Raw genomic sequence first — 25,936 nt, 5'->3', positions numbered from 1 at the left:
GCGCCAGTGTGTCCTATCCCACAAAGTGTGGGGAATGTGATCCAGGCCTTGCGCGCGCACTCGAGGCAGACATAGGGTTCGGCCGGAGCGAACAAAGTGTTCGCTGAAAACAATCCTCTTGCTCTTATGAGACGAACGGATGTTTCGATATGAGTGCGACTGTCGAGCCCGATCCCGCTGGGACGACGGCAGACACCGTGGTCGGTGCCCGGATCCGGCAGTTCCGCGCCGCGCGGAAGATGTCTCTTCGGCAGCTGGCCGACCGGGCCGGTATCTCCCCGGGCTTCCTCAGCCAGGTCGAGCGCGGCCAGGTCAACGCCAGTGTCGGAACGTTGCGCCGATTGGCGCAATCACTGGGCATCGTCCTGCCCGACCTTTTCACCGACGACGAGGTCAGCGACGTCCGCATTCTCCGGAAGGCGGCCCGTCCCACCATCGAGGTGTCGGAGCTGAGCTCGAAGTACCTGTTGTCGCAGAAGCCGCTTCGCAACCTCGAGGTGTACGCGGGGGAACTGTCGCCCGGCTCGAGTGCGGGCGAGGCGTATGTGCACGGTGACGCGCAGGAGATTCTCATCGTCATCGCCGGTACTCCGACGCTTGAGCTCGACGGCGAGCGCTACCTGCTCGAACCGGGCGACAGCGCGGAGTACCGGACATCCATGCCGCACACCGTTCACAACTTGAGTGACGCGCCGGTCGAACTCATCTGGATCGTCAGCCCCCCGACTGACTGGCCGACCTGACGGGCCGCTCGCCCGCTGCGGATGTGACCGCATCCGCGAACACCTTTCCGCCCAGATCAAAGGAGATCCGCAAATGAACAAGTCACGTGTAGCCCGCAGTGTGCCCGCCTTGATCGCCGCAGGCGTCCTCCTGGCCACCGCGTGTACCCCGGCAGGTCCCGGCCAGGCCGCCGACGTCGACCTCGGGAGCGGACCGCCGCAGGCGGGCACCATCAAGGAGGGTGCGCTCAAGGGCACCACGATGACGTTCGTCTCCTACGGCGGCATCTTCCAGGACGGTCAGGCGAAGGCCGCGATCGAACCGTTCGCGGCGCAGTCCGGGGCAAAAGTGTTGCAGGACGGGCCCACCGAGAATTCGAAGATCAAAGCCCAGGTCGACTCCAAGAACGTGACCTGGGACGTGGTCGACAGCACGAACGTGTTCACCGCCAAGAACTGCGGCAAGCTATTCATGCCGCTCGACACCAGCATCGTGGACATCAGCAAGCTGCCCGCGGGGACCAAGACCGACGACTGTTCCGTTCCGGCAATGGGTTACGGCCTGATCGTGGTCTACAACACCAAGAAGTACGGTGCGAACCCGCCGAAGACGTGGGCCGACTTCTACGACACCGCGAAGTTCCCCGGCAAGCGGGCCATCGAGGGCGTGCCCGGTGAGCTTGACCCCGGAGTGCCCGAGGGGGCCCTCCTCGCCGACGGTGTCGCACCCGACGCGGTCTACCCGATCGATCTCGACCGCGCGCTCAAGAAGATGAACTCCATCCGCAATGACACAATCTTCTGGACCACCGGCGCACAGTCTCAACAGCTCATCGAATCCGGCCAGGTCGACATGGCGCTCGTGTGGAGCGGTCGCGCCTACTCGGCGGTCAAGAACGGCGCGCCATTCGCTCCGATGTGGGACCAGTGGATGCCCGAGGCCGACACGATCGCCGTGCCGATCGGCGCCCGGAATCCCAAGGCGTCCATGGCGTTCATCAACTTCTATCTCGGTGCGCAGCAGCAGGCCAAGCTCGCTGAACTGACGTCGTACAGCCCGATCAACGTCGATGCCAAGCCTCAACTCGATGACCTCGCCCGGTCGTATCTGACCACCACGCCGGAGCGGGAGAAGGACAAGTTCCCGCTCGACCTCGATTACTGGGCCGAACACCAGGAGGACATCGCCTCCAAGTACACGGCCTGGCTCGCGGGCTAGGAGGGTTTCGTCGTATGTCGATGGTCGATGTTCTGGCCGGTGGTGCGCCACCCAAGATCCAGACAACCGCCCCGCCTTCGGGTCGGAGATTGGGCGACGTCGGGTTGTTGCTGCCGTCGATCCTGCTCGTGGTCGGGGTGTTCGGACTGCCGCTGGCCATCATGTTCTGGCAGGCATTCAGCGATCCAGAACTCGGCTTCGGCAATTTCGCCTGGTACCTGGGCGATTCCGTGCAACGCAGCGTTCTGTTGCGCACGTTCACCACGGGCCTGGAGGTCACGGCGATCTGCCTGGTTCTCGGCTACCCGTACGCGTACGCCATGGTCGCGTTCGGACCGGCGGTGCGTATCGCGCTGACACTGATCGTGCTGGTGCCGTTCTGGACCAGCCTGATGGTGCGCACCTTCGCCTGGGTGATCCTGCTGGAGGACGGCGGACCGATCCAAACCCTGCTGTCCTTCGTCGGGCTGGGCGGTGTGCCGTTGCTGCGCACCAATTTGGGCGTGGTCATCGGCATGAGCCAGATCCTGCTGCCGTTCATGGTGCTGCCGCTGTACGCCGTGATGTCCGGTATCGACCGCAGGCTCGTGCTCGCATCGTCGAGTCTCGGTGCGCGACCGGTGATCTCGTTCGCCAGGATCTGGGTTCCGTTGTCGATGCCCGGCGTGGGAGCGGGCTGCCTGATGGTGTTCATCAGCAGCCTCGGCTTCTACGTCACCCCGGCGTTGCTCGGCGCTCCGGATGACGCCCTGATCAGTCAGCAGATCTACGTGCAGGTCACGAGCCTGCTGGCCTGGGGCAGGGGAGGTGCGATGGGCGTGGTCCTGCTGCTCGTCACCTTCTTGGTCCTCGCGGCCCTGATGTACCTGCTGCGCCGAAACCGGAAGGAGCGCACGACATGACACGGCACATGAAGACGTTCTGGAACGTTCTGCTCGGACTGTTCTGCGCGGGTGTCGGATTATGGCTGGTCGCACCGTCGTTGATCGTGGTGCCGCTGAGCTTCACCGACCGGCCCTCGTTCGCGTTCCCGCCGACCGGATGGTCGACGCGGTGGTATCACACGTTCTTCGAGGACCCGGCGTGGATCTCGGCCCTGAAGGCGAGCCTGGAAGTCGGCGTCCTGGTGGCCGTGTTCGCCACCTTGTTCGGCACTGCCGCGGCGGTGGCGCTCAGCCGCACTTCGCTGGCCGGCCGGCAGGGGATACGCGCATTCCTGTTGGCTCCCATGGTCGTTCCGGTGATCGTGGTCGCGGTCGGCCTGTACGCGTTGTTCCTGAGGTTGAACCTGCTCGGGACGGTGTTCGGCTTCGTCGTCGCACACAGCATGTTGGCGCTGCCCTTCGTCATCGTGCCGGTGATGGCCAGCCTGCAGGGGTTCGACCGGCGCCTGGAGGATGCCGCGGCGATCTGTGGTGCCGGCCGCTGGACCACCTTCCGTACCGTCACACTGCCGTCGGTGGCCCCAGGGGTGCTCTCGGGTGCGCTGTTCGCATTCGCGACGAGCTTCGACGAAGTGGTGTTGTCGCTGTTCATCCAGAACCCGTATCTGCAGACGTTGCCGGTCAAGATGTATGCCTCGGTCACCCGTGACACCGATCCCACCATCGCTGCGGCCGCCACCCTCATCCTTGCCCTCACGACGTGTCTGACGGTCGTCGCGGGCATCTATTCGCGCAGGAGGAACCGTGTCCACTGACCAAACCCCGCACGGAGCGTCGATCACCATGCGGCGCCTGACCAAGACCTACGGGTCGGAGACCGTCGTCAACGCCATCGACCTCGACGCGCGGCCCGGTGAGTTCCTCACCCTTCTCGGTCCCAGCGGGTCGGGAAAGACCACCACGCTCAACATGATTGCCGGTTTCGCCGACGTCACGGAGGGCGAGCTGTTGATCGACGGCCGGCCGGTGGCCGATCTGCCGCCGTACCGCCGCAACATCGGCATGGTGTTCCAGCACTACGCGCTGTTCCCGCACATGACGGTGATCGACAACGTCGAATACCCGCTGCGGCAACGCAAGATGGCCAAGGCTCAGCGTCGCGAGAAGGTGGCCGCCGCGCTGCGGACGGTCGGCCTCGACGGCTACGGCAAGCGGATGCCCAAGGAACTGTCCGGTGGTCAGCAGCAGCGGGTCGCGTTTGCCCGCGCCATGGTCTACGAACCGCGCGTGCTGCTGATGGACGAACCGCTCGGTGCGCTGGACAAGAAACTGCGCGATTCGCTACAACTGGAGATCAAGCGCATCCACGGCGAGCTCGGCACCACGTTCGTCTACGTTACGCACGATCAGGACGAGGCCCTGGTGTTGTCGGACCGCATCGCAGTGTTCAACAAGGCCCGAATCGAACAGATCGGTTCGCCCACAGATCTTTACGAGCGCCCGAAGAGCATCTTCGTGGCCCGGTTCCTCGGGGAGTCGTCGCTGTTCTACGGAAAGCTCGAAGACGGGCTCGCCGTGAACGCCTATGGGCGGCGGATCGTGGCCGGCCGGGGTGATGCTGCCAGTGGAGACGCGGTGGCCGTGGTGGTGCGTCCGGAGCGGATCCGCATCCTCACCGGCGACGGGGAGCCCGAGGCCGTCAATGCGGTGCCGGGCACCGTGATTCAGGAAATCTACCTGGGCAACTCCCGCAAGGTCGAGGTCAGCCTGCCCGACGGCACCGTCGCGCTCGTCCGGGAAAGCGCGGACAGCATCACGCCGACCCACACGGGGCAGAAGGTCTGGTTGACCTTCGATCCGGATGTCGCCACGATCCTGCCCGCCGACACATGACGTCGGCCGGCATATCCATCACTGACAACAGCCACGAGTACAGGAGAACCAAGATGTCCCCCGACGGTCGCACGACCAGCGGTCTCGCCAATGACTTCGTGAACGGCAGCGTGTCGTTCTGGTATCGCGCGGCGGGTTTTCCGAAATCGAGACCGCCGTTGCCGGGGTCGCTCGAAGCCGACGTCTGCATCGTCGGGGCGGGGCTGACCGGCTTGTGGGCAGCGTATTACCTCAAGCGGGAGCAGCCTGACCTGCGAATCGTGATGCTGGAGAAGGAGTTCGCCGGATTCGGGGCGTCCGGCCGTAACGGTGGATGGCTGTCCGCGGAACTCGCCGGGTCCCGCGACGCCTATGCCTCCACGCACGGTCACGGCGGCGTCGTGGAACTCATGCGGGCCATGCGGGGTGCGGTCGACGAGGTCATCGGCGTCACGAAATCCGAGGGTATCGAGGCCGACATCGTCAAGGACGGTGTGCTGCACGTGGCACGCAACCAGGCCCAGATGGGCAGGCTGCGTGAGTCGCTCGACTACGAGCGGAGCTGGGGTGCGACCGAGGACGACTTCGTTGTGCTCACCGGTGACGAGTCCAACGCCCGCATCCGGGTAGAAGGCGCCATGGGTGCGTTGTTCACCCCGCACTGCGCACGGGTGCAGCCGGCCAAGCTGGTCGGCGGCCTGGCCCGCGTGGTGGAGGGCATGGGCGTCGCCATCTACGAGCAGACCGAGGTGACCGACATCAAGGCTGGCCGTGCCATCACCGCGCGCGGCGATGTCCGCGCCCCCGTGATCCTGCGCTGTCTCGAAGGTTTCACCGCGACCATGCCGGGACAACGCCGCGCGTGGCTGCCGATGAATTCGTCGATGGTGGTGACCGAACCGCTTCCGGAATCCGTGCTGCAGGAGGTCGGCTGGAAGGGGGTCGAGCTCCTCGGCGACTACGCGCACGGCTACATGTACGCCCAGCGTACGGCGGACAATCGAATTGCCCTGGGCGGCCGTGGAATTCCCTACCGGTACGGCTCAGCGCTCGACCATCGCGGCGCCACCCAGCAGTGGACCATCGACGCTCTCGGGGCGCTCGTTCGCGACATGTTCCCCGCGACCCGCGATGTTCCGATCGAGCACGCCTGGTGCGGTGTGCTCGGAGTGCCACGCGACTGGACTGCCACCGTGGACTTCGACCAGGCCAGCGGGCTGGGCACCGCGGGAGGGTATGTCGGCAGCGGTCTGACCACCACCAACCTGGCCGGGCACACACTTGCCGACCTCGTCCTCAAGCGTGACACCGCGCTCACCCGGTTGCCCTGGGTGGGGCGACGGGTCCGCAAGTGGGAACCGGAGCCATTCCGATGGCTCGGGGTCCAGGCGATGTATGCGCTGTACCGCACCGCTGACCGTCGCGAGTCCACCCGCGGGCTGGCCGGTACCAGTGGGTTGGCACGGGTGGCCAACAAGATCACGGGGCGCTGACGCCATGGAGACGACTGTGAACCTTCTGCATGTTGACGCCACAACTGCCGAACTGCCCGAGCCACAACCGAAACCGACGAGTGTCAGCGGTCAGCTGGAATCTGCGATCAGTGTCTGGGCCGATGCGGTGACCGACACCGGGGTGTGGGAATGCGGCCCGGGGGAGTTCACCGCGGACCGTTCGAGTGCGACAGAGGTCTGTCACATCATCTCGGGCGCAGGGACCGTGGTCGGCGAGGACGGAATGAGCGCCGACATCGGGCCGGGCACGCTGCTGGTCCTGCCCCGAGGGTGGCGCGGGACGTGGTTCGTCACTGAGGCGATCCGCAAGACGTACGTCATGATCGGTGTCTGAGGGCGCGCCCTAAACTGGGGGCATGACCGCGAGCGCTCGGGTCGGCGAGTTCGAGGAGTTGCGGCCACACCTGCTTGCCGTGGCCTATCGCCTCACCGGAACCTTCGCCGATGCCGAGGACATCGTCCAGGACGCGTGGATCCGCTGGGAATCGAACCAGACCACGATCGCCGACCTGCGGGCCTGGCTGACCACTGTGGTGAGCCGGCTGGGTCTGGACCGGTTGCGCTCGGCTGCCCACCGCCGTGAGGCCTATTACGGTGAATGGCTGCCGGAGCCTGTCGTGACCGGGCTGGACGCCAACGACCCGCTCAACGCGGTGGTGGCCGGGGAAGACGCCCGGTTCGCCGCGATGGTGGTGTTGGAGCGGTTGACCCCGGATCAGCGTGTGGCGTTCGTGTTGCACGACGGGTTCGGCCTGCCCTTCAGCGAGATCGCCGGCGTGCTTGGTGTCAGCGATGCCTCGGCCCGCCAGTTGGCTTCGCGAGCCCGCCGCGCGGTGTCCGACAATCCGCCTGCTTCGTCGCCCGACGACCTGCACAATCAGGTCGCAGGCGAGCTGATGGCCGCCCTGGCGTCGGGGGAGCTCGATGCCGTCGTCCGGCTGCTGCATCCCGACGTCACGTTCACCGGTGATTCGAACCGTCGTGCCCCGACCGCTGCCCGCGTCATCCACGGGCCGGACAAGGTGGCCCGGTTCATCCTCGGTCTGTCCAAGAAGTATGGCCCGAACTGGTTGGCAGGCAGTCAATTTGCGCTCGTCAACGGCCAGCTGGGGGTCTACACGGCAGGCGCTCCCGCCGGTGACGGCTACCCCGAGATGATGCCGCGGGTGACGATCTTCACCGTTCGCGACGGCTTGGTCTGTGCGGTCTGGGACATCGCCAACCCTGACAAGTTCACCGGATCGCCCCTGCGAGGTGCTCAATGATGCCGAACGAACCGGGCACCTTGGCCCACACATTGAGCCGAATGATGTTCCGCGGCATGGACAAGATGCGCCATCGCGACGCCTTCGACATCGGCGCACCGACCGGATCGGACTTCACCGGGTTCGAGAACTACCGCCAGATCGTGTTGGTGACCTTCAAGCGTTCAGGGGAGGCGATGCCCAGCCCGATCAACCACGGTGTGGCCGGCGGCAAGATCTATGTGCGCACCGATCCGTCGACCGGGAAGGTCAAGCGAATCCGCAACAACCCGAAAGTCCTTGTGGTCGCGAGCAATCTGCGCGGCAAGCCCACTGGGTCCGTCGTCGCCGGCGTGGCCCGCATCCTGCCCGAGGCCGAACACGCCCATGCCGAGGCGGTCATCGCCGCCAACTGGAGTGCGCCGATGAAGGTGTTCGAACGCAGCCTCGACTACGGCAGTCAACTGGCCGGGGTACCCACGGCTTACATCGAGATCACGCCCGCGGAGGCGTGACGCTCACAGGACGTAGGGGATCAACGCCTTGCGATCGGCGGGGTACTCGGGGAACTTCTCCTGGTACCAGCCGTGGGTGCCCAGCGCCCGGGGGACCAGGTTGCCTGCAGTGATCAGCAGGATCGCGACGCCGGGCAGGGCCCAGGTCAGCAGCGCGAACCCGGACCAGGCGATGATCTCGCCCAGATACGCCGGGCTGGTGACGAATCGGAAGCCGCCGCCGAACGGGATCCGGTACTCGGCAACGCCGGGGTTGTTCTTCTCACGCAGGTTTCGCACGATCGACTCGGAGCTGACCAACAGCGCGAACCCGCACAGGTAGATCACCAACCCCACCAGGAATCGCGGGTCGGTCAACCACGCGGTGGTGTACTGCCCGAAGTAGTCATGGCTGAACAGGGTCCCGTTGAGGTAGCCGTGCATCGATGTGACCAGCATGCCCATCACGATCACCGAGACGTTGAAGGTGCCGCGCTTGCCTGGCACCTGACGGATCGCCAGCGGGAAGAACCAGCCCCGGTTGGCGTAGTGCAGCATCCAGATTCCGGCCAGTACCAGGGACGTCGGCTCGAACCGGTTGGGCCCGGCCAGGTAGCTGATCAAGAACACCACGGTCGCGGGGATCTCCATCAGCCACCAGCCGAGCTTCGGGTTGAGGTTGAGGCCGAGTTTCGTCGTCGAGAAACGCCCATACGAGCTCTGTGCGAAGAAGCCGCCGATGATCACGAACACGGCGAATGCGAAGGCCGCGGTCAGCACGGTGTCGTAGAACGTGTTGCCGGTGTACCAGTGCATGGGCGCTCCTCGCTGAGCAGGTGGTTTCAGCAGCGGGGGCCACTGTTTCTGTAACGTGTTCTACCACCTGGCCGCATCTTGGAGCCAGCCCCCCGACGTTCACTCCGGAGTCACTGCTCCCCGCGCTCACTCCGCCCAAGGCACCCGGCACGCATCGCCGGAGTTGAAGCCCTGCTCGGTGATGCCCAGCGCCGCGTACATCCGCGACCGCATGTTCTCTACTCCGATCTGATAGGTCAGCTCGATCACGCCGTCGTCGCCGAACCGGCGTTGCAGATCGGCCACCTGCTCGTCGGTGACGGTGTGCGGGTCGGTGGTCATCGCGTTCGCATAGGCGATCGCGGCGCGCTCGTCGTCGGTGAACAGCGGCGAGGTGGCGTAGTCGTCGATCGACTTGAGCCGTTCCACGTCGAGGTTCTCCAACCGCATCAGCATGGAGCCGAAGTCCACGCACCACGAGCAGCCGACGGTGCGGGCGGTCCAGAACACCGCGAGCTCGCGAACGGTGGCGGGCAGTTTCTTGGAGCCGCCCTGCAGCAGCATCTCGTGGACACCGTTGGCGACCAACAGACGCGGATGGTGAGCGGCCACCGCGAACGGCTCAGGCACCTCACCGAACTGGCGCTTGGCGTACCAATACATGGCGCGGGTCAGCAGGCCGGCTTGTTTGGGGGTTACAGCGGGGATTCGTGTCTTCGTCTCGGTCATATCCGTTAGACGAGATGGCCCCGGAATGTGTGACAGGCGAGCCTGAGCTTATGTGTGAGTTTTCGCTGGAATCTCGCACACAAGCTCAGGTTCGGCGGGCGTAGCCCGGCGGTCAGAGTGGGGTGAGGAGTTCCCACGGCTTGACGCCGAGGAGACGGGCAAGGTGCCCCTGCATCTGGACGCCGGCAGGCAGCGGGCGCCACCATATCGTCACCTCGGCGATCCTGCCGTCGGCGTCGAGCCGGAAGCAGTCCATACCGTCGACCATCGCGTCGTCGACCTGGAGCCGGAAGTGCGCGGCGTGGTGTGTCGTTCCGCTGAGGACTTCCTTGTAGGTGAGGTCGGCGGCCACCGCGCTGACGGTCTGGATGGCTTCCAGCACTGCCTCGCGGCCGGTGACCGGCTCATCGCCGAGCGGGCCGTACAGCACCACGTCCTCGGCGAGAATCGCGGAAAGAGCGTCTTTGTCGGCGCCGCCGTGCATGCAGTCGACGAACGCCTCCACGGTGTCGCGGTGTGCGGCGAATGTGGTCATGGTCGCTCCTCAGATCACCGTCGTGCCGCCGTCGACCACCAGTTCCATGCCGTTGACATAGCTCGAGTCGTCGGAGGCGAGGAACAATGCGGCCGAAGCGATCTCTGTTGGGTCGCCCATCTCTCGCCGTGGGATCACGGACTCGAACTGCGCCTTCATCTCCTCGTCCATCACCTCCGCCAACATCGGCGAGGCGACCTGGCCGGGGGTCAGCACGTTCACCCGGATCTTCCGGTCCCTCAACTCCGACACCCACACCCGTGCGTAGGCGGGCAGCACGGCCTTGCTTCCCGCGTAGACACTCCAATTTGGGTAGCCCCGCAGCGATGCGTTCGACCCGGTCATGAAGATCGAGCCGCCATCGTTGAACAGCGGCAGCGCCTTCTGGACCGTGAACAGGGTGCCGCGCGCGTTCAGCCAGAAAGCGTCGTGAAAGTCCTCCTCGGTGATGTCACCGAGCCTGCTCTGCTTGCCCACCCCGGCGCTCGCCCACAACACGTCGATCGCGCCCTTCTCCCGCTTGACCGTGTCGAACAAGTGGTCCATATCGTCGAGGTCGGCGGAATCACCCTGTACGCCAGTCGCATTCCGCCCGATCTGTTCGACGGCTTCGTCCAGTGCATCCTTCCGCCGCCCCGAGATGAAGACGTGGGCTCCCTCGTCGGCGAACAACTTGGCACCGGCCAGTGCCATCCCACTCGTCGCGCCGGTGATCACCGCGACCTTGCCATCAAGTTTTCCCACGATCGCTCCATCTCTCCGAGACTGCCGATGTTAGGTACACCGATCTGAGTGCTTAACGTAATGGAAGGCGATGTCGAGCGCAAGCTATGCACACCGATCGGTACCCGATTGGGCTACGCTGGGCATATGACGGAGCTGGAGAAGGGGCCGCGAGGCCTGCGCCGCGGCAGGGGCGCACGAGAGCGCATCCTCGGCGCGTCACGACAACTGTTCCGCGATCAAGGCATCAACAGCACCGGCATGGACGAGCTCTGCGCGGTGGCCCAGGTGTCCAAGCGCACCTTCTACCAGCACTTCACCAGCAAGGACGAGCTGATCGCCGAACATCTACGCCGTTTCGATCCCGACGTCCTGCCCGAGGTGTTCGACCGCACCGACCTCACCCCCCGCGAACGGCTACTGGCCGTCTTCGATATCCACGCGCCCCTGTGCCCGTTCATCGCGGCGGCTGTCGAAATCAACGACCCGGGCCACCCGGCACGCCTCCACGCCCGCGACTATAAGTTGGCCTTTGCCGCGCGGCTCGTCGAAACCGCCCGCGAGGCCGGTGTCACCAACCCCGAACAGCTCGGCGAACAGCTGGCGCTGCTCCTGGATGGCGCGTCGGCCCGCAACCGGGTCCTCAATACCGAAACCTTCGCCACCGCAGCCGCTATCGCAGCCGTTCTGATCGACAAGGCCATCCCGGCGGCAGCGCCAACGTCCGGCGTGGGCGAGAACTAGCCGCCTCAGCGGGGCGGGTCGTCGTCCTCGGTCAGGTGCTGCAGGATTCGTTCGTTGAGGTCGGCGAGCATGTCGAGCTCGGTTGGGGTGAACAGGTCGATGAAGTTGCGGCGGACATCCTGCACGTGGCCGGGTGCAGCCTGCTCGATGGTGGCGCGGCCGGCCGGCAGCAGGCAGACCATGGTGCTGCGGGCGTCGTCGGGGTTGGGTTCGCGGTTGATCAGGCCGTCCTTCTGCATACGCCGCAACTGGTGGGAGAGGCGGCTCTTCTCCCAGTTCAGGGCATTGCAGAGGGCGTGTGCGGGCATGCGGTCTCCGTCGAGGGCCGAGAGTGCCGCGAGGACCTCGTAGTCGGCTCCGGACAGTCCCGATTCCTGTAGGCGTCGGCTCAGGTGGGCTTCGATCTGTTGATGGGCGTGTATGAACGCTCGCCAGGCGCGGTCTTCGCGAGGGTTCAGCCAGTTCGGCTCCATGGGCCTTGATGTTACCGCGATTGGTTGACGCATCATCAAAATCCGGCTTAATGTTGACACGTCAACCTTTTTGATCGTCAATCACGATGGGACACCTCATGAGCAGCATCAGCATCATCGGCCTGGGAAACATGGCCCGCGCCTTCGCGGACCGGGCGCTCGCCGGCGGCAACGCCGTCGAGATCATCGGCCGCGACCCGGTGAAAGCGAAGGAATTGGCTGCCGAACTCGACGGCGCCACAGTAGGGATGGCCGGCAATGGCCCGACGGGGGACATCGTCGTCCTCGCTGTGCCGTATGCCAGCGCGGCGGCGGTGGTCAGCGAGTACGCGGATGCCCTGCGCGGCAAGGTCATCGTCGACATCACCAACCCTGTCGCGGCCGACATGACGGGCTTCGTCACCCCCGACGGCAGTTCCGGCGCGCAGGAGATCGCCAAGGCTGTCCCCGCCGGCGCGCACGTCGTCAAAGCGTTCAACACCCTGTTCTCCAACGTTCTGTCCGACGGCCGCCCGGTGGACGTCTTCATCGCCGGCGACGACGCGCAGGCCAAGGCGCGCGTGTCGGCGTTCATCGAGAGCCTGGGGCTGCGTCCGCTGGACGCCGGGCCGCTGCTGATGGCGCGGGCCCTGGAGAGCGCGGGCCTGCTGGAGATAAGCCTCGTCAACCACTCCGTCGGGCACACCAACTTCTTCCTCGGCGTCAACGCCCTCAACTGATCTGCCGCTACCCTGAAAAGGACAGTCACATGCGTGTTTTCGTCACTGGCGGGACCGGTCATTCCGGTACGCACATCATTCCCGAGCTCATCGCGGCCGGGCACGAGGTCACCGGGCTGGCTCGATCCGACACGGCTGCGGCGGCCGTGTCCGCACTCGGCGCGAAGGTGCGTCGCGGCAGCCTCGAGGACCTCGACGGGCTCAAGGAGGCGGCCGCGGACTCCGACGGCGTCATCCACGTCGCGCACCGGCAAGATCTGCTGCCCGCCGGCGGGATCGACGCGGTGACCGCCGCGGAGGTCCCGGTCATCCACGCCTACGGGGAGGCACTCGCGGGAACCGGAAAGCCGTTGGTCGCGGCGGGCAGTATTGCCTCGTCGTCATTCGGGAAGCTGGGGCGCCCGGCCACCGAGGAGGACCCGGCCCTGCCCGCCGGGCAGGAGTACTCGGGCACCCTGCGATTCCGTAACGCCGTGGAACTCGCCGTAATCGGACTCGCCGAGCGGGGAGTGCGGTCGTCGATCGTGCGGTTTCCCACCATCGCGCACGACACGACCGACACTGCCGGGTTCCTCCCCGGGCTGATCGCACTTGCGAAGGCGAAGGGTTTCGCTGCTTACCCCGGCGATGGCGCGAATCTGTGGAATGCGGTGCACATCAGCGATATCGCCAACCTGTTCCGGTTGGCGCTGGAGAAGGGTCCGGCCGGCAGGTACTGGCACGCGGTCGAGGACGAGGGAATCGCGTTCCGCGACATCGCCGAGGCCATCGGCAGCCGTCTGGGCCTGCCCACCGTGAGTGTGCCGGTAGACGAACTGATGCTGCCGGGATACTTCGGCATGTTCACGAATCTGGTCACGATGAACCTGCCGGCATCCAACCTCATCACCCGTCAGGCCCTGGGCTGGGAGCCCGTCCAGCCCAGGCTGCTCGCCGATTTGGGCAACGGACACTACTTCGCTGACCGGCTGACGGCCTAGCCGCAACTCGGTCCACCAAGGAAAAACCATGACCATGTTCGCCCCGGACCGCGACACCTTGGAGTCCTTCGTCGACTGCATCAACGGCGGCGTAGACGCTGACACCCTCAGCAGTCTGCTCGCCGAGGACATAGTGCTCTACGGCCCGTTCAGCGATGAGCCGATCATCGGCCGCGTGGTCGCCGTGGAAACCATCAAGGCCGTCAACGGACTCGCGTCCGATGACACCTACATGGAGGTGCTCAGCGGCGACACCCACCACGCCGCACACTTCCGGCTACAAGTCGGAGACGCCGCAGTCAACGGGGTATTTCTCGTCCTGCTCGACGCGGACGGCAAGATCGCCGAGGTCAACATCTTCTACCGCACGCTGCCGGCCGGAGTTGCGCTGCAACGGAACCTGGCGGAGGTTATCGGCATGCAGCCCTGGGAGTTACGCACGATCGGGGAGTAGCGCCGAACGCGGTTCGGTGACAGGCGAGTCTGAGCTTGTGTGCGAGTTTTCGCTGAATTCTCGAACCCAAGCTCAGGTTCGGCGCGCGGGGAACCGGCGATCAGCCCTCGGCGTCGTAACTACATGCCGTTTCTGGGTTCCGAGGCGCTGGCGTCCGGCAAGCTCAACCGGTACCAGCTGCGCACCCGGTATGAGGTGGTGTACAGGGGCGTTTACGTCCCGCGGGGCACCAACCTCACTCCTGAAGACAAGGCAGTGGCGGCCTGGCTCTGGTCTGGCCGGCGCGCGACGGTGACAGGCCTGTCAGCCGCTGCGCTGCACCGTTCGGAATGGACCGACGCCAAACACCCCGCCGAACTCAACCAACCCAGCCAGCACAAGACCGCTGGCATCGTGTTGCACAGTGATGCTCTCGCCGACGATGAGATCTGCCTGGTGCGCGGCATCAAGACCACAACTCCCCACAGAACGGCCTTCGACCTCGGCCGTCGGCGTGGACTCACGACAGCTGTGATTCGTGTGGATGCGCTGCTACAGGCCACTTCCCTGAAGATCTCGGAAGTGCACCCGCTTGTGTTGCGGCATAAGGGGATGCGCGGTCTCGTTCAGCTCCGCGAGGTACTCGACCTCGCCGATGACGGTGCGGAATCGCCACAGGAGACCCGGCTGCGTCTGCTGTACACGGAGGCAGGCATGCGTCCGTCGCACACCCAGATCAACGTCTTCGATGAATACACCTTCATCGGCCGTATCGACATGGGCTGGCCGAGGTGGAAGGTCGGGGTTCAGTACGACGGGATCCAGCACTGGACCGATCCGAGACAGCGCAGCAGGGACATCGACCCAGGACGCGCAGTATCGCGAACTTGGCTGGCGGCTGGTCCGGGTGGGTGCTGACCTACTCAAGGACCGACAGTGCATCGTCATCGACCGCACCCGCCACGCGTTGCAGGCGGCCGGCGCTCCCTACTGACGAAACTGAGCTTGTGTTCGAGATTCTCGCGAAATCTCGTACACAAGCTCAGACTCGGGAAAAGAGAAACCTAGCGCGCGAACATCAGAGCGCGCTTGACCTCCTGGATCGCCTGGGTCACCTGGATGCCACGAGGGCAGGCCTCGGTGCAGTTGAACGTGGTGCGGCAGCGCCACACACCGTCGACCTCGTTGAGGATGTCCAGCCGCTCGGCGGCCGCCTCGTCACGCGAATCGAAGATGAACCGGTGCGCGTTGACGATCGCGGCCGGGCCGAAGTACGACCCTTCGCTCCAGTACACCGGGCAGCTGGTGGTGCAGCACGCACACAGGATGCACTTGGTGGTGTCGTCGTAGCGGGCCCGGTCGGTGGCGCTCTGGATGCGCTCCTTGGTGGGCGGGTTACCACTGGTGATCAGGTACGGCTTCACGGCGCGGTAGGCGTCGAAGAACGGCTCCATGTCCACCACGAGGTCCTTCTCCACGGGCAGGCCGCGGATCGGCTCGATGGTGATGGTGAGCTGCTTGCTCGCCTTCTTGGGCAGCAGGTCACGCATGAGCACCTTGCAGGCCAGCCGGTTCACACCGTTGATCCGCATGGCATCCGAGCCGCACACACCGTGGGCGCAGGAGCGTCGGAAGGTCAGCGTGCCGTCCAGGTAGCCCTTTACGTACAGCAGCAGGTTGAGCAGCCGGTCCGAGGGCAGGCACGGAACCCGGAAGCTCTGCCAGCCTGCGGCGTCGGGGTCCTCGGGGTTGAACCGGGCGATCTTGAGGGTGACCATGACCGCGCCCTCGGGGACCGGGGGCAGCGGCGGATCGCCGGCTTCGGGCTTGTCGATGACAGGTGCACTCACGGTCAGTACTTCCTTTCCATCGGCTCGTACCGGGTCTGGACCACGGGCTTGTAGTCCAGCCGGATGTCGGACAGCAGCTCGCTGCCCTCCTTGTAGGCCATGGTGTGGCGCATGTAGTTGGTGTCGTCGCGGTCGGGGTAATCCTCACGCGCGTGCCCGCCGCGGGATTCCTTGCGGTTTAGCGCACCGACCACGGTGACCTCGGCCAGCTCCAGCAGGAAGCCCAGCTCGATCGCCTCGAGCAGGTCGCTGTTGTAGCGCTTGCCCTTGTCGTGCACGGTGATTCGGCTGTACCGCTCCTTGAGTGCATGGATGTCGGTCAGCGCCTGCTTGAGCGTCTCCTCGGTGCGGAACACCGCGGCGTTGTTGTCCATCGACTGCTGCAGGGCAGTGCGGATGTCGGCGACGCGCTCGTTGCCATGCTCGGAGAGGATGTCGCCGACCCAGCCGACCACCATGTCCGCCGGGTTCTCCGGCAGGTCGACGTGGTTGTGGTTGGCGGCGTACTCGGCGGCGGCGATCCCGGCGCGACGGCCGAACACGTTGATGTCCAGCAGCGAGTTGGTGCCAAGGCGGTTGGCGCCGTGCACCGACACGCACGCACATTCACCGGCGGCGTACAGGCCCGGGATGACGTTGGTGTTGTCGCGCAGCACCTGGCCGTGGATCGTGGTCGGGATACCGCCCATGACGTAGTGGCAGGTCGGGTACACCGGCACCAGTTCGGTCACCGGGTCCACACCCAGGTAGGTGCGGGCGAACTCGGTGATGTCCGGCAGCTTGGCTTCCAGCACTTCCTCGCCGAGGTGGCGCACGTCGATGTAGACGTAGTCCTTGTTCGGTCCGGCGCCTCGGCCTTCGAGCACCTCGAGCACCATCGAACGGGCGACGATGTCACGCGGCGCAAGGTCGACGATCGTCGGCGCGTAGCGCTCCATGAACCGCTCGCCCTCGCCGTTGAGCAACCGGCCACCCTCGCCGCGCACGGCCTCGGAGATCAGGATGCCCAGGCCGGCCAGGCCGGTCGGGTGGAACTGGTGAAATTCCATGTCTTCCAAGGGAAGTCCCTTGCGGAAGATGATGCCCAGGCCGTCACCGGTCAGGGTGTGGGCGTTGGAGGTGGTCTTGTACATCCGGCCCGAACCGCCGGTGGCGAAGACGACCGCCTTGGCGTGGAAGATATGAATATCTCCAGTTGCGAGCTCATACGCGATGACGCCGGTGGCCACCGGGCCCGTCGGGGTGTCGGTCAGCGCGATGTCCAGTGCGTAGAACTCGTTGAAGAACTCCACGTCGTGCTTGACGCAGTTTTGGTACAGCGTCTGCAGGATCATGTGGCCGGTGCGGTCGGCGGCGTAACAGGCCCGGCGCACCGGGGCCTTGCCGTGATCGCGGGTGTGCCCGCCGAACCGGCGCTGGTCGATGCGGCCCTCGGGCGTCCGGTTGAACGGCATGCCCATCTTCTCGAGGTCCAGCACCGCGTCGATGGCCTCCTTGGCCATGATCTCGACGGCGTCCTGGTCAGCGAGGTAATCGCCGCCCTTGACGGTGTCGAAGGTGTGCCATTCCCAGTTGTCCTCTTCGACGTTGGCCAACGCGGCGCACATGCCGCCCTGGGCCGCGCCGGTGTGGGACCGGGTCGGGTACAGCTTGGTGAGCACTGCGGTACGGACGCGCGGGCCGGCCTCGACGGCAGCGCGCATTCCGGCGCCGCCGGCGCCGACGATGACGACGTCGTAGCGGTGTTCCTGAATCATTGGTTAACCCCCAATATTCGGGTCGAAGGTGACCAGGACGTAGGTACCCAGAACCAACGTGAACCCTGTCGCCAGCAGCAGCAGCGAATTCAGGTAGAACTTCGTGACGTTCTTACGGGCATAGTCGCCGATGATGGTGCGCAGGCCGTTGGCCCCGTGGATCATCGCGAGCCACAGCAGGGCCATGTCCCAGATCTGCCAGAACGGGGAGGCCCAGCGCTGTGCGACGTAGTTGAAGTCGATGCGGTACACGCCGTCCTGCCACATCAGCATGATGAACAGGTGGCCGAGCGCGAGGAACACCAGCGCCAGGCCGGAGAACCGCATGAACAGCCAGGCGTACTTCTCGAAGTAGGGGATGCCGCGGGGGCGACGGGGTGCGCGCGGGTGGTCCAGCGCGGCCGGCCGGTCGTGCTCGCGTTCCATCACCGGCGCCGGACGGCCCAACCGCGACTCGCCCGCTCCTGGCGCGCTCACAGGAACCGCTCCGCCATGTGCATACCGAGAACTCCTAGTGCTGCGATGAGGACCACGGCAAAGACGCCGACGGCGACCGCGAGCATCTGCCGCTGGTAGCGGGGACCCTGCTGCCAGAAGTCGATGAGGATGACGCGGATGCCGTTCAGTGCGTGGAAGAGCACTGCGGCGACCAGGCCCATCTCCATCAGGCCGACGATGGGCGTCTTGTACGTCTCGATGACCTCGTTGTAGGCCTGCGGGCTCACCCGGACCAGCGCGGTATCAAGGACATGTACAAACAGGAAGAAGAAAATCGTGGCACCGGTAATACGGTGTAATACCCAGGACCACATTCCCGGGTCACCCTTGTACAGGGTGCGCCGACGGGTTTTCCTGGGTTGCGGAGCCGGCACCTCCGTCTGAGTACTCATCTCGCCCTCCAACGTCTTCGGTGGACGTTCGGGACCTGCCTGTGAATTAGCCCCAAACCTCGGGGCGACTCTAAACCCATTTGTGCTGGCGAAGGAATTACGGTTGAGCCGTTCTACCGCAAAAAAGCGAGAAAGTTAGGCTTACCTATCTTACTGTGCGGGTCGGGAATTGGGGTTTCGGAATGCATTCAGAACCTTTGCCGGGAGTGGTCGCATGACGGTCGATGTCGACTGGAACCTGTTGCGTTACAAGGCAATCGAGGCTTCATCCCACGCCTACGCGCCCTATTCGGGATTCCCGGTGGGAGCCGCTGCGCTCGTCGACGACGGCCGCGTCGTGACCGGATGCAATGTGGAGAATGTCTCATATGGCCTAGGTCTCTGTGCCGAGTGTGCTGTGGCCTGCGCCCTGCATTCCGGAGGCGGCGGAAGGCTCGTCGCACTGGCGTGTGTGGGCCCCGACGGGGGCGCGTTGATGCCCTGTGGACGTTGTCGGCAGGTACTGCTCGAGCACGGCGGCCCCGAGTTGCTCATCGACCATTCTCAGGGCCCGCGGCCGCTGCGGGAGCTACTGCCCGACGCGTTCGGGCCCGACGACCTGGAGCGCAGGTAAGGCCAAGTGGTCCAACAACTCCGGGTTACTGGCGAGTAGGTTGACGGCCATGTCGCATCTCGACGCCCCCACCGTCATCCGGACCAAACGTGACGGCGGTGTGCTGTCCGACGCCGCGATCGATTGGGTGATCGACGGCTACACCCACGGCCGGGTCGCCGACGAACAGATGTCGGCGCTACTGATGGCGATTTTCCTGAAGGGGATGGCGCCGGCCGAGATCGCCCGGTGGACGGCGGCCATGGTCGATTCCGGGGAAACGTTCGATTTCTCTGATCTCCGCCGTGCGGCCGCGCCGAGCCTCCCACTGGCCCTGGTGGACAAGCACTCCACGGGCGGGGTGGGGGACAAGATCACCATTCCGCTGCTGCCGGTGGTGATGGCCTGTGGCGCAGCCGTGCCGCAGGCCTCCGGGCGCGGGCTCGGGCATACCGGCGGCACGCTCGACAAGCTCGAGTCGATTCAGGGATTCACCGCCGAGCTGTCGAAAGACCGGATCCGGCAACAACTTCGGGACATCGGTGCGGCGGTGTTCGCCGCAGGCGAGCTGGCGCCGGCCGATCGCAAGATCTACGCATTGCGCGACATCACCTCGACGGTCGACTCACTGCCACTGATCGCGAGTTCCATCATGAGCAAGAAGCTGGCCGAAGGGGCGCGGTCGCTGGTGCTCGACGTCAAGGTGGGGCGCGGGGCGTTCATGAAGGTCGAGGCCGAGGCGCGGGCGCTGGCCGCCACCATGGTCGACCTCGGCAATGCCAACGGGGTGCCGACCCGGGCCCTTCTCACCGACATGAACTGCCCGCTGGGCCGGACCGTCGGCAACTCCGTGGAGGTCGGCGAATCGCTGGAGGTCCTGGCCGGCGGCGGGCCGTCCGATGTGGTCGCGCTGACGCTGGCGCTCGCGACCGAGATGCTCGATGCGGCCGGTATCGGTGACTCCGATCCGGCCGAGACCCTGCGGGACGGCAGTGCGATGGATTGCTTCCGTGCGCTGGTGGCGGCCCAGGGCGGGGATCTGACCCGCCCGCTACCGATCGGGACGGCCACGGAGACCGTGACGGCCCCGCACGGCGGCATCATGGGCGATCTCGACGCGATGGGGGTGGCGCTGGCGGCATGGCGGTTGGGCGCCGGCCGGGCCCAGCCGGGCGAACCGGTGCAGTTCGGCGCCGGCGTGCGGATCCACCGCAAGCCGGGGGAGCCGGTCGCCGCAGGCGAGGCGCTGTTCACCTTGTACACCGAAACTCCCGAGCGGCTGCCCGGTGCACTTGCTGAGCTCGACGGCGCCTGGGCGGTCGGAGACACCGCGCCCATGCAGCGACCCCTGATCATCGACCGGATCGGCTGACGCGGCGCCAATCGGCAGACACTCACGAATAGGCCGCTATTGGTCTGATCGTCACCCGCCACGGCCCGGTTTCGGCGGCGCGGCGGCGCCGCTGACGCGCATGATGGGGGCATGAGTACGCCGCTGAGTCTGGACAAGATCCAGCACGCTCCCAAGGCCCTGCTGCACGACCACCTCGACGGCGGCCTGAGGCCGGCCACGGTGCTCGACCTGGCCGACCAGCTCGGCTATGACGACCTGCCGGCCACCGAGGTCGACGAGCTGGCCACGTTCTTCCGCACCGCCGCGCACAGCGGCTCGTTGGTGCGCTACCTGGAGCCGTTCGCCCACACCGTCGGGGTCATGCAGACTCCGGAGGCGTTGCACCGCGTCGCCTACGAGTGCGTCGAGGACCTCGCCGCCGACAACGTCGTCTACGCCGAGATCCGGTTTGCCCCCGAACTGCACATCGACCGCGGCCTGTCTCTCGACGAGGTGGTCGACGCCGTGCTGGCCGGCTTCGCCGACGGCGAGAAGGCGGCCGCGGCCGAGGGGCGCACCATCACCGTGCGCTGCCTGGTCACCGCGATGCGTCACGCTGCTCGCTCCCGGGAGATCGCCGAACTGGCAATCCGCTTCCGCGACAAGGGCGTTGTCGGCTTCGACATCGCCGGAGCGGAGGCAGGGTACCCGCCCACCCGGCACCTCGACGCGTTCGAATACATGCGAGGCAACAACGCGCGCTTCACAATTCATGCCGGTGAGGCGTTCGGCTTGCCGTCCATCCACGAGGCCATCGCATTCTGCGGGGCTGACCGGCTGGGCCACGGGGTGCGCATCGTCGATGACATCACCGAGTTCGACGACGGTACCCAGCATCTGGGCCGGCTCGCATCCATCCTGCGGGACAAGCGAATTCCGCTGGAGATGTGCCCCAGCAGCAACGTACAGACCGGGGCGGCGCCCAGCATCGCCGAGCATCCGTTCGATCGGCTGGCACGGCTGCGGTTCCGCGTCACCGTCAATACCGACAACCGGCTGATGAGCGACACCACCATGAGCCAGGAGATGCTGCGCCTGGTCGAGGCCTTCGGCTACGGCTGGAGCGACCTGGAGCGGTTCACCATCAATGCGATGAAGTCGGCCTTCATTCCCTTCGATGAGCGGCTCGCCATCATCGACGAAGTCATCAAACCCCGGTACGCGGTCCTGGTCGGCTGAGTCACCGCGTCGGGCAAATTCTCCCCACCGAAAATTTCCACTGGAAACGCTGTAACGACAGCCTTTACGGCTGCGACAATCCAGCAGGCCCGACGCAAGATCGTGCCCGGATCAACAAGGAGACCCCATGGCCCGACCCCTCACCACGGTGTTGTCCGGCGCAGTGCTGGCAACGGCGGCGGTGTTCCTTCCGGTTGTCGCGGTACCGACCGCCGGCGCCGACGTCTGCGCCGGAGCAGACGGACGCCATTTCGCCGCCGGAGGCTGCACCAACATCGCCGGCGATGTCGCGACCGGCGCGGCCATCGCGGCCGCACATGTCCCCTACGTACCGGGCGAAGTCCCGTGCTACACCGTCGAAGGCGTGCCCTACTTCACCCCTCCCGGCGACCCCTGCTGAGATCGCCCGACACCTCAGCCGCGCAACACCCCACGGAGTACGTCGGCGAAAGCCCTTGGCGCAGCCATGAATCCACCATGGTCGCCGGGGAATTTCACCGGACGCACGCCCAGCAGGTCGGCCAGTGCCATGGTGGTCCGCTTCGTCAACAGGCGCCCGGACTCCTCACCGAGTCCCAGCACGACCCGTCCGTTCTTCAGCGCGGCGACATCGGGCAGGTAGCGGGTGGTGCCCCGGAGTTCGTGGTTGAAGAAGTGGTCCGTGTCGCGCAGTTCCTGATCGCTCGGCGCGGGCATCTCCGGTGCCCCGGGCGGTACGTCGAAGCCGGCGTTGGCCATGAACTTGCCCCAGCCCGCGAACATCCCGTCGCGGTTGAACGTGGCGATGATGTCCTCGGTCGCGGTGCGTTGCGCGGCGGCATCGGGCAGCAACTCCAGCAGGGGAGGTTCGTGCGCGACGAGGATGCGCACCCGGTCGGGGTGGCGGGCCACCAGTGACAGGCCCGTCACCGCACCGCCGGACGAGCCGAACACGTCAGCCGAGTCGGCGCCGAGATCATCGAGGATCGCGGCGACGTCGTCAGCCCGGCGCTCCGGGATGGAGTTCTCGGTCGGATCGTCGAGGCAGCTGTGGGCGACGCCACGCGGGTCGGCGGTCACCACGGTGCGGTCACCGGCCAGCGCGTGGGCCAGCGGCGCGAATTCGGCGGCGGCCATCGGCGCGCCGAGGATCAGCAACAGCGGGCCCTCGCCGCGCACCTCGTAGTGAAGGCGCGCGCCGGGAACCTCGACGGTGTGCGTGGAAAGGCTGGCCGATGCGGTCATGAGTGATCTGACCGCCGGCGCGGCCAGAACTCATCGGCTCGGGTTACTCCGCCCGCAGGCGCGACTCCACAAAACGCTCCAACGCGTCCCACTGCTCGACGGCCTGGGCGTACGGCGCGTGGGGCTTGCGGGCGCCCTCGTCGCCGAGCACATAGCTCACGAACTTGCCGAGGGCCTTGGTCTCGGCGAGCGTCTCATCGACGGTCTTGTCCTCGGAGTAGTCGCTGACATCGCGTAGCAGCTCGACGGCCAACTCCAGCTGGTCGTGGTCGACCGCGTCGGGTCCGTCGGCGATGTCGTCGGAGATGCCCGACAAGACGTAGACGTTCTCGTCGGCGACCTCGACCCGCAGGGAGCCATCGGTGGCGGCGGTCCTGATGTCGTCATAGGTGGCCAGGTCGGACAGGTCGTGGTCGTGCTCGTCGGCCAGGTAGCGAGCCAGGGCCCGCTCGGAGCTGAACACGCTGATGCGACCGTTGCGGCCGAGGAAGACCGGATCGTCGTCGAGGTAGCAGCGCAAGGTGTAGACGGTTCCCGAGCCGGTCATGATGCGCACCGGGTCGATACCGACCTTGTGCCAGAAGTCCTCGTCGTCGCCCAGGACAGCGGTGTCGGCAACGCTGCGCGCGGGTTCGGCGTCCTCGTCGTCGTCGCCCTCGGAATCTTCGGTGTCGGCGTCGACGGCGAGGTCGTCCTCATCCTCCTCAGGGGCGTCTTCCTCGAGTTCGACCTCGGCCTTCTTGACCGCGGCTTCGTCGATGTCCTCGGGAACGGTGACGATCTCGTCGATGGCGTCGAGCACACCGTCCCAGCCCCGCGCGATCACGGCTTCGATCTCGGCCCAACGCTTGCGCCCGGAGCGGCCGGTGAAGCCTTCCAACCCACCACCGACGGTGCCGAGCACGGGGTTGCCGTTGAAGAACTTGCTGATGGCCGCCAGTTCACACACCGAGCCGATCGAGGACACCACCACCAGCGTGCGGTGCACGGTCGCGACGGACTCTTCGGTCGGCTTGTCGGCGACCAGGTCCGGCAGCCCGACGATGTCGTATTCACGGTCGTCGGCCGGCTGCAGCTTGTGGGCGTTGGCTGCGGTCAGCTTCTCCCACGCCGGGTGGTCGGCCAGATCGTTGTCGGTGTTGGTGCGGACGAAAGCCGCGAGGTCAGCGACCGATTCGAAGGCGAACAGGGCGTCACCCTCGCCGAGGAAGGCCTCCCACTCGTCACCGGCATCCCGCCAACGCGGAGCCCACAGTGTGTAGAGGTCGCCCTTGGTCAGCCCGAGCCTGATCGGCACGATGTCAGCAGCCATGCGGCACAGCCTAATGGGACGCCTCTGACGCCAGTCAGGTTGTCTCCCGTTCGGGGACCGGTTCGGGTGGTATCACACCGTGGGGCGCCAGAATCCCTGAAAGCCCTGCCCGGCATTCGTCGTTCGGACGGGCGAGAGTTTGACCGGGTCGCCCGCCTCGATCATCGTGTTCTCGCCGACGATCATGGCGACATGGCCGTCCCATACCGCCAGGTCACCCGGGCGCAGGGTCCCCGCCGAGACCGCCTTGCCGATGTCCTGCTCCTGGGCCAGCCGCGGAATGTCCAGCCCGGCTTCGTGATAGGCCCATTGGGTCAGCCCGCTGCAGTCCAGTCCGACGCCCGGTGTCGTGCCGCCCCACCGGTAGGGGACCCCGAGTTGTGTCAGCGCATGTCGCACGGCGCTGGCTGCCACGGCATTGGGGGCTACCGCGGTACTGCCGTCGGGCAGCCGCACCGCCACGCCGTCGCCGAACATCCCCGGGTCACGGAGCCCGGCCGGCGCTTCGGAGCGATCGACACCCGATGCCGCCGGTAGGTCTGCGGCGCCACCCCAGCTGCCCAGCGGTGTGCCTCCCGAGAACCCCGCGCCGGAGAACCCGGCCTCCGTAGGCCCGGCGCCTGGGAATCCCGCCCCTGAGAATCCCGACCCTGGGAATCCCGACGACGTCGGGGCACCGGCCGGGAGCCCCGTCGAGCCCGCGTGCATCCCGGCGGTGACCGCGCCGGCGTGACCGTCCAGTTCAGCGCGCAGTTCGTCGACGACGGCCGACGCCTCAGCGACCGCGCGCCGCGCCTCGGCCTGCAGCTCCTGAGCCACACCGGGTTCGTCGAGATGGGGGATCAACAATGCGGCGCGATCCTCGAAGCGGTCGATGATCGCCTGCAGTCGCGACCTCGCCTCCGCCACGGCTGAGCCCGCACGCCGGGCAGCAGCGCTCAGTACCTGAGCCTGCGCGGCCAGCTCGGTCACCTCCGCCGCGGTACCTGCGGCGAAGTTGGCGGCCGCTGTTGCCGCCGTACCCGACCAGTCGCCGGCGGCGCGTTCCCACGATCGGCCGAGTGCCGCGGCGATATCCGACAATGCGGAATGCGCCGCGTCCAGCGTCGTCACGGTGGGCCCGGTTTCCGGCGGGCCACTGCCCACCAGGTCACGCAGCGCATACAGCGGCGTGGCCAGCGCGGCGGCGGACGCGGGCACGGGCTATACCCGCGGCAACAGTGCGGCCGCCCGCTGACCAGCGGCGTCGTAGCCGGCGGCGGTGGCCCCGGCGCTGACGGCACCCGCGTCGGCCCGGGCACTCAGCGCCGCCACCGCGTCGACGTGGGCGCTGACGGATGCGGCGAACGCGGCTACGAATCGTTCGCCGATCGGGCCGAGGGCGCCTGCCGGTGACGGCATCGACCGCAGGGTTGCCGCCACCGCGCTGAGATCGGCGGCGTGTGCGTCGAAGGCGCCGCCGAGGGCGTGGATGCCCGTCAGGTCGGCGCGCAGGGGGTCGGCGGTCATGTGGTTAGGACGTCCGCCGCCGCTGATCGGTTCCGCGTGATTCGCGCCGCGTTCGGGTGGTCGTGCTCCCGCGTCGTTTCCCACGCCAGGGTTGTTGGTGCGCCGGGGTGGCTGCCCTGGTGTGGAAATCGGCGTACGCCCGGCTGCCCG

Annotated in this window: 29 protein-coding genes and 2 pseudogenes; 18 read left to right on the top strand and 13 right to left on the bottom strand. The window is 66.3% G+C overall.

Going from position 1 to position 25,936, the window contains the following annotated elements; all coding sequences use genetic code 11:
- The first annotated feature begins 149 nt into the window (after positions 1 to 149).
- The 9 genes from AC4ELH_RS15485 to AC4ELH_RS15445 all read left to right on the top strand — a co-directional run bounded on the left by AC4ELH_RS15485 (position 150) and on the right by AC4ELH_RS15445 (position 7,970).
- Positions 150 to 743, top strand: a complete 594-nt coding sequence (locus AC4ELH_RS15485; RefSeq protein WP_003882365.1) for a helix-turn-helix domain-containing protein — start codon at positions 150 to 152, stop codon at positions 741 to 743.
- 73 nt (positions 744 to 816) lie between these two features.
- A complete protein-coding gene (locus AC4ELH_RS15480; RefSeq protein WP_498885267.1) occupies positions 817 to 1,941 on the top strand; it encodes an ABC transporter substrate-binding protein in 1,125 nt (374 codons plus the stop codon).
- 14 nt (positions 1,942 to 1,955) lie between these two features.
- A complete protein-coding gene (locus AC4ELH_RS15475) occupies positions 1,956 to 2,843 on the top strand; it encodes an ABC transporter permease (RefSeq protein ID WP_448448583.1) in 888 nt (295 codons plus the stop codon).
- Positions 2,840 to 3,640 (top strand): ABC transporter permease, encoded by an 801-nt coding sequence (locus AC4ELH_RS15470; RefSeq protein ID WP_236734645.1) that lies wholly within the window; start codon positions 2,840 to 2,842, stop codon positions 3,638 to 3,640. The genes AC4ELH_RS15475 and AC4ELH_RS15470 overlap by 4 nt, the downstream gene beginning before the upstream one ends.
- Positions 3,630 to 4,718, top strand: coding sequence for an ABC transporter ATP-binding protein (locus tag AC4ELH_RS15465; protein ID WP_448448584.1), 1,089 nt, complete (start codon positions 3,630 to 3,632; stop codon positions 4,716 to 4,718). The genes AC4ELH_RS15470 and AC4ELH_RS15465 overlap by 11 nt, the downstream gene beginning before the upstream one ends.
- A gap of 53 nt (positions 4,719 to 4,771) precedes the next feature.
- Entirely contained in the window at positions 4,772 to 6,190 is a 1,419-nt protein-coding gene (locus AC4ELH_RS15460; protein ID WP_448448585.1) for an NAD(P)/FAD-dependent oxidoreductase, read from the top strand.
- A gap of 16 nt (positions 6,191 to 6,206) precedes the next feature.
- Complete coding sequence (locus tag AC4ELH_RS15455) at positions 6,207 to 6,545, top strand: cupin domain-containing protein (RefSeq protein WP_448448586.1); 339 nt, start codon at positions 6,207 to 6,209, stop codon at positions 6,543 to 6,545.
- A gap of 22 nt (positions 6,546 to 6,567) precedes the next feature.
- Positions 6,568 to 7,476, top strand: a complete 909-nt coding sequence (locus tag AC4ELH_RS15450; protein WP_064879364.1) for a sigma-70 family RNA polymerase sigma factor — start codon at positions 6,568 to 6,570, stop codon at positions 7,474 to 7,476.
- The gene (locus AC4ELH_RS15445) at positions 7,476 to 7,970 is read left to right on the top strand and encodes a PPOX class F420-dependent oxidoreductase (protein WP_448448588.1); all 495 of its coding nucleotides are present in this window, start codon (positions 7,476 to 7,478) and stop codon (positions 7,968 to 7,970) included. Before AC4ELH_RS15450 ends, AC4ELH_RS15445 begins: the two co-directional genes overlap by 1 nt.
- A gap of 3 nt (positions 7,971 to 7,973) precedes the next feature.
- On the opposite strand, the gene AC4ELH_RS15440 is transcribed toward AC4ELH_RS15445, so the two are convergent.
- From AC4ELH_RS15440 to AC4ELH_RS15425, 4 genes and pseudogenes are all read right to left on the bottom strand, one after another.
- Positions 7,974 to 8,765, bottom strand: a complete 792-nt coding sequence (locus tag AC4ELH_RS15440) for a phosphatidylethanolamine N-methyltransferase family domain-containing protein (RefSeq protein WP_448448589.1) — start codon at positions 8,763 to 8,765, stop codon at positions 7,974 to 7,976.
- A gap of 126 nt (positions 8,766 to 8,891) precedes the next feature.
- A pseudogene (locus AC4ELH_RS15435) lies at positions 8,892 to 9,506 on the bottom strand (carboxymuconolactone decarboxylase family protein); the annotation flags it as partial.
- Positions 9,507 to 9,585: 79 nt separating this feature from the next.
- Positions 9,586 to 10,008 (bottom strand): nuclear transport factor 2 family protein, encoded by a 423-nt coding sequence (locus AC4ELH_RS15430; protein ID WP_448448590.1) that lies wholly within the window; start codon positions 10,006 to 10,008, stop codon positions 9,586 to 9,588.
- A 9-nt stretch (positions 10,009 to 10,017) separates the two neighbouring features.
- Positions 10,018 to 10,752 carry an SDR family NAD(P)-dependent oxidoreductase gene (locus AC4ELH_RS15425; protein WP_448448591.1) on the bottom strand — a complete coding sequence of 245 codons (735 nt, stop codon included), beginning with the start codon at positions 10,750 to 10,752 and terminating at the stop codon, positions 10,018 to 10,020.
- Between the two features lie 126 nt (positions 10,753 to 10,878).
- On the opposite strand from AC4ELH_RS15425, the gene AC4ELH_RS15420 reads away from it, so the two are divergent.
- Entirely contained in the window at positions 10,879 to 11,475 is a 597-nt protein-coding gene (locus AC4ELH_RS15420; protein WP_448448592.1) for a TetR/AcrR family transcriptional regulator, read from the top strand.
- A gap of 5 nt (positions 11,476 to 11,480) precedes the next feature.
- Here AC4ELH_RS15420 and AC4ELH_RS15415 read toward each other — a convergent pair whose 3' ends face one another.
- A complete protein-coding gene (locus AC4ELH_RS15415; RefSeq protein ID WP_448448593.1) occupies positions 11,481 to 11,948 on the bottom strand; it encodes a MarR family winged helix-turn-helix transcriptional regulator in 468 nt (155 codons plus the stop codon).
- Between the two features lie 98 nt (positions 11,949 to 12,046).
- On the opposite strand from AC4ELH_RS15415, the gene AC4ELH_RS15410 reads away from it, so the two are divergent.
- The 4 genes and pseudogenes from AC4ELH_RS15410 (at position 12,047) to AC4ELH_RS15395 (ending at position 15,074) form a co-directional block, all read left to right on the top strand.
- Positions 12,047 to 12,667: an NADPH-dependent F420 reductase gene (locus tag AC4ELH_RS15410; protein ID WP_448448594.1), complete on the top strand. Its 621-nt coding sequence runs from the start codon at positions 12,047 to 12,049 to the stop codon at positions 12,665 to 12,667.
- 29 nt (positions 12,668 to 12,696) lie between these two features.
- Complete coding sequence (locus AC4ELH_RS15405) at positions 12,697 to 13,647, top strand: SDR family oxidoreductase (protein WP_498885261.1); 951 nt, start codon at positions 12,697 to 12,699, stop codon at positions 13,645 to 13,647.
- A gap of 28 nt (positions 13,648 to 13,675) precedes the next feature.
- On the top strand, positions 13,676 to 14,101 hold the full coding sequence (locus tag AC4ELH_RS15400; protein ID WP_498885259.1) for a nuclear transport factor 2-like protein: 426 nt from the start codon (positions 13,676 to 13,678) through the stop codon (positions 14,099 to 14,101).
- A 123-nt stretch (positions 14,102 to 14,224) separates the two neighbouring features.
- A pseudogene (locus AC4ELH_RS15395) lies at positions 14,225 to 15,074 on the top strand (type IV toxin-antitoxin system AbiEi family antitoxin).
- Positions 15,075 to 15,144: 70 nt separating this feature from the next.
- On the opposite strand, the gene AC4ELH_RS15390 reads toward AC4ELH_RS15395, so the two are convergent.
- The 4 genes from AC4ELH_RS15390 to sdhC are packed head-to-tail and all read right to left on the bottom strand — an operon-like array spanning position 15,145 to position 18,577.
- Positions 15,145 to 15,930, bottom strand: coding sequence for a succinate dehydrogenase iron-sulfur subunit (locus AC4ELH_RS15390; RefSeq protein ID WP_064879385.1), 786 nt, complete (start codon positions 15,928 to 15,930; stop codon positions 15,145 to 15,147).
- 2 nt (positions 15,931 to 15,932) lie between these two features.
- A complete protein-coding gene (gene sdhA / locus AC4ELH_RS15385; RefSeq protein ID WP_055109597.1) occupies positions 15,933 to 17,687 on the bottom strand; it encodes a succinate dehydrogenase flavoprotein subunit in 1,755 nt (584 codons plus the stop codon).
- A 3-nt stretch (positions 17,688 to 17,690) separates the two neighbouring features.
- A complete protein-coding gene (locus AC4ELH_RS15380; protein ID WP_003882378.1) occupies positions 17,691 to 18,113 on the bottom strand; it encodes a succinate dehydrogenase hydrophobic membrane anchor subunit in 423 nt (140 codons plus the stop codon).
- A gap of 47 nt (positions 18,114 to 18,160) precedes the next feature.
- On the bottom strand, positions 18,161 to 18,577 hold the full coding sequence (gene sdhC / locus AC4ELH_RS15375; protein ID WP_082448777.1) for a succinate dehydrogenase, cytochrome b556 subunit: 417 nt from the start codon (positions 18,575 to 18,577) through the stop codon (positions 18,161 to 18,163).
- Positions 18,578 to 18,791: 214 nt separating this feature from the next.
- Here sdhC and AC4ELH_RS15370 point away from each other — a divergent pair, with 214 nt between their 5' ends.
- The 4 genes from AC4ELH_RS15370 to AC4ELH_RS15355 all read left to right on the top strand — a co-directional run bounded on the left by AC4ELH_RS15370 (position 18,792) and on the right by AC4ELH_RS15355 (position 22,141).
- Positions 18,792 to 19,190, top strand: coding sequence for a cytidine deaminase (locus tag AC4ELH_RS15370; protein ID WP_064879387.1), 399 nt, complete (start codon positions 18,792 to 18,794; stop codon positions 19,188 to 19,190).
- Between the two features lie 49 nt (positions 19,191 to 19,239).
- Complete coding sequence (locus AC4ELH_RS15365) at positions 19,240 to 20,541, top strand: thymidine phosphorylase (RefSeq protein WP_498885255.1); 1,302 nt, start codon at positions 19,240 to 19,242, stop codon at positions 20,539 to 20,541.
- 111 nt (positions 20,542 to 20,652) lie between these two features.
- Positions 20,653 to 21,741: an adenosine deaminase gene (locus tag AC4ELH_RS15360; RefSeq protein ID WP_064879391.1), complete on the top strand. Its 1,089-nt coding sequence runs from the start codon at positions 20,653 to 20,655 to the stop codon at positions 21,739 to 21,741.
- Positions 21,742 to 21,868: 127 nt separating this feature from the next.
- A complete protein-coding gene (locus AC4ELH_RS15355; RefSeq protein WP_055109588.1) occupies positions 21,869 to 22,141 on the top strand; it encodes a hypothetical protein in 273 nt (90 codons plus the stop codon).
- 14 nt (positions 22,142 to 22,155) lie between these two features.
- Here the strand turns inward: AC4ELH_RS15355 and AC4ELH_RS15350 are convergent, their stop codons facing one another.
- From AC4ELH_RS15350 to AC4ELH_RS15335, 4 genes are all read right to left on the bottom strand, one after another.
- The gene (locus tag AC4ELH_RS15350; RefSeq protein WP_498885253.1) at positions 22,156 to 22,965 is read right to left on the bottom strand and encodes an alpha/beta fold hydrolase; all 810 of its coding nucleotides are present in this window, start codon (positions 22,963 to 22,965) and stop codon (positions 22,156 to 22,158) included.
- A gap of 43 nt (positions 22,966 to 23,008) precedes the next feature.
- Entirely contained in the window at positions 23,009 to 24,277 is a 1,269-nt protein-coding gene (gene satS / locus AC4ELH_RS15345; protein ID WP_498885251.1) for a protein export chaperone SatS, read from the bottom strand.
- A gap of 72 nt (positions 24,278 to 24,349) precedes the next feature.
- Positions 24,350 to 25,477, bottom strand: coding sequence for a C40 family peptidase (locus AC4ELH_RS15340; RefSeq protein WP_498885249.1), 1,128 nt, complete (start codon positions 25,475 to 25,477; stop codon positions 24,350 to 24,352).
- A 3-nt stretch (positions 25,478 to 25,480) separates the two neighbouring features.
- On the bottom strand, positions 25,481 to 25,786 hold the full coding sequence (locus AC4ELH_RS15335; RefSeq protein ID WP_498885247.1) for a hypothetical protein: 306 nt from the start codon (positions 25,784 to 25,786) through the stop codon (positions 25,481 to 25,483).
- Positions 25,787 to 25,936: the final 150 nt, after the last annotated feature.

This window comes from Mycobacterium shunyiense (genome assembly GCF_058270075.1).
Note: the sequence above shows the minus strand (reverse complement) of the source record. Positions and strands in the feature narration are given on the sequence as shown.

What these genes read in the sequence shown, in the direction of transcription:
- AC4ELH_RS15365 (WP_498885255.1), top strand. Translation starts at nt 19,240, where the DNA reads ATGTCGCATCTCGACGCCCCCACCGTCATCCGGACCAAACGTGACGGC.
- AC4ELH_RS15450 (WP_064879364.1), top strand. Translation starts at nt 6,568, where the DNA reads ATGACCGCGAGCGCTCGGGTCGGCGAGTTCGAGGAGTTGCGGCCACAC.
- sdhC (WP_082448777.1), bottom strand. Translation starts at nt 18,577, where the DNA reads ATGAGTACTCAGACGGAGGTGCCGGCTCCGCAACCCAGGAAAACCCGT.
- satS (WP_498885251.1), bottom strand. Translation starts at nt 24,277, where the DNA reads ATGGCTGCTGACATCGTGCCGATCAGGCTCGGGCTGACCAAGGGCGAC.
- AC4ELH_RS15370 (WP_064879387.1), top strand. Translation starts at nt 18,792, where the DNA reads ATGACGGTCGATGTCGACTGGAACCTGTTGCGTTACAAGGCAATCGAG.
- AC4ELH_RS15460 (WP_448448585.1), top strand. Translation starts at nt 4,772, where the DNA reads ATGTCCCCCGACGGTCGCACGACCAGCGGTCTCGCCAATGACTTCGTG.
- AC4ELH_RS15400 (WP_498885259.1), top strand. Translation starts at nt 13,676, where the DNA reads ATGACCATGTTCGCCCCGGACCGCGACACCTTGGAGTCCTTCGTCGAC.
- AC4ELH_RS15415 (WP_448448593.1), bottom strand. Translation starts at nt 11,948, where the DNA reads ATGGAGCCGAACTGGCTGAACCCTCGCGAAGACCGCGCCTGGCGAGCG.
- sdhA (WP_055109597.1), bottom strand. Translation starts at nt 17,687, where the DNA reads ATGATTCAGGAACACCGCTACGACGTCGTCATCGTCGGCGCCGGCGGC.
- AC4ELH_RS15445 (WP_448448588.1), top strand. Translation starts at nt 7,476, where the DNA reads ATGCCGAACGAACCGGGCACCTTGGCCCACACATTGAGCCGAATGATG.
- AC4ELH_RS15405 (WP_498885261.1), top strand. Translation starts at nt 12,697, where the DNA reads ATGCGTGTTTTCGTCACTGGCGGGACCGGTCATTCCGGTACGCACATC.
- AC4ELH_RS15470 (WP_236734645.1), top strand. Translation starts at nt 2,840, where the DNA reads ATGACACGGCACATGAAGACGTTCTGGAACGTTCTGCTCGGACTGTTC.
- AC4ELH_RS15485 (WP_003882365.1), top strand. Translation starts at nt 150, where the DNA reads ATGAGTGCGACTGTCGAGCCCGATCCCGCTGGGACGACGGCAGACACC.
- AC4ELH_RS15355 (WP_055109588.1), top strand. Translation starts at nt 21,869, where the DNA reads ATGGCCCGACCCCTCACCACGGTGTTGTCCGGCGCAGTGCTGGCAACG.
- AC4ELH_RS15480 (WP_498885267.1), top strand. Translation starts at nt 817, where the DNA reads ATGAACAAGTCACGTGTAGCCCGCAGTGTGCCCGCCTTGATCGCCGCA.
- AC4ELH_RS15440 (WP_448448589.1), bottom strand. Translation starts at nt 8,765, where the DNA reads ATGCACTGGTACACCGGCAACACGTTCTACGACACCGTGCTGACCGCG.
- AC4ELH_RS15350 (WP_498885253.1), bottom strand. Translation starts at nt 22,965, where the DNA reads ATGACCGCATCGGCCAGCCTTTCCACGCACACCGTCGAGGTTCCCGGC.
- AC4ELH_RS15475 (WP_448448583.1), top strand. Translation starts at nt 1,956, where the DNA reads ATGTCGATGGTCGATGTTCTGGCCGGTGGTGCGCCACCCAAGATCCAG.
- AC4ELH_RS15410 (WP_448448594.1), top strand. Translation starts at nt 12,047, where the DNA reads ATGAGCAGCATCAGCATCATCGGCCTGGGAAACATGGCCCGCGCCTTC.
- AC4ELH_RS15360 (WP_064879391.1), top strand. Translation starts at nt 20,653, where the DNA reads ATGAGTACGCCGCTGAGTCTGGACAAGATCCAGCACGCTCCCAAGGCC.
- AC4ELH_RS15430 (WP_448448590.1), bottom strand. Translation starts at nt 10,008, where the DNA reads ATGACCACATTCGCCGCACACCGCGACACCGTGGAGGCGTTCGTCGAC.
- AC4ELH_RS15335 (WP_498885247.1), bottom strand. Translation starts at nt 25,786, where the DNA reads ATGACCGCCGACCCCCTGCGCGCCGACCTGACGGGCATCCACGCCCTC.
- AC4ELH_RS15420 (WP_448448592.1), top strand. Translation starts at nt 10,879, where the DNA reads ATGACGGAGCTGGAGAAGGGGCCGCGAGGCCTGCGCCGCGGCAGGGGC.
- AC4ELH_RS15380 (WP_003882378.1), bottom strand. Translation starts at nt 18,113, where the DNA reads ATGGAACGCGAGCACGACCGGCCGGCCGCGCTGGACCACCCGCGCGCA.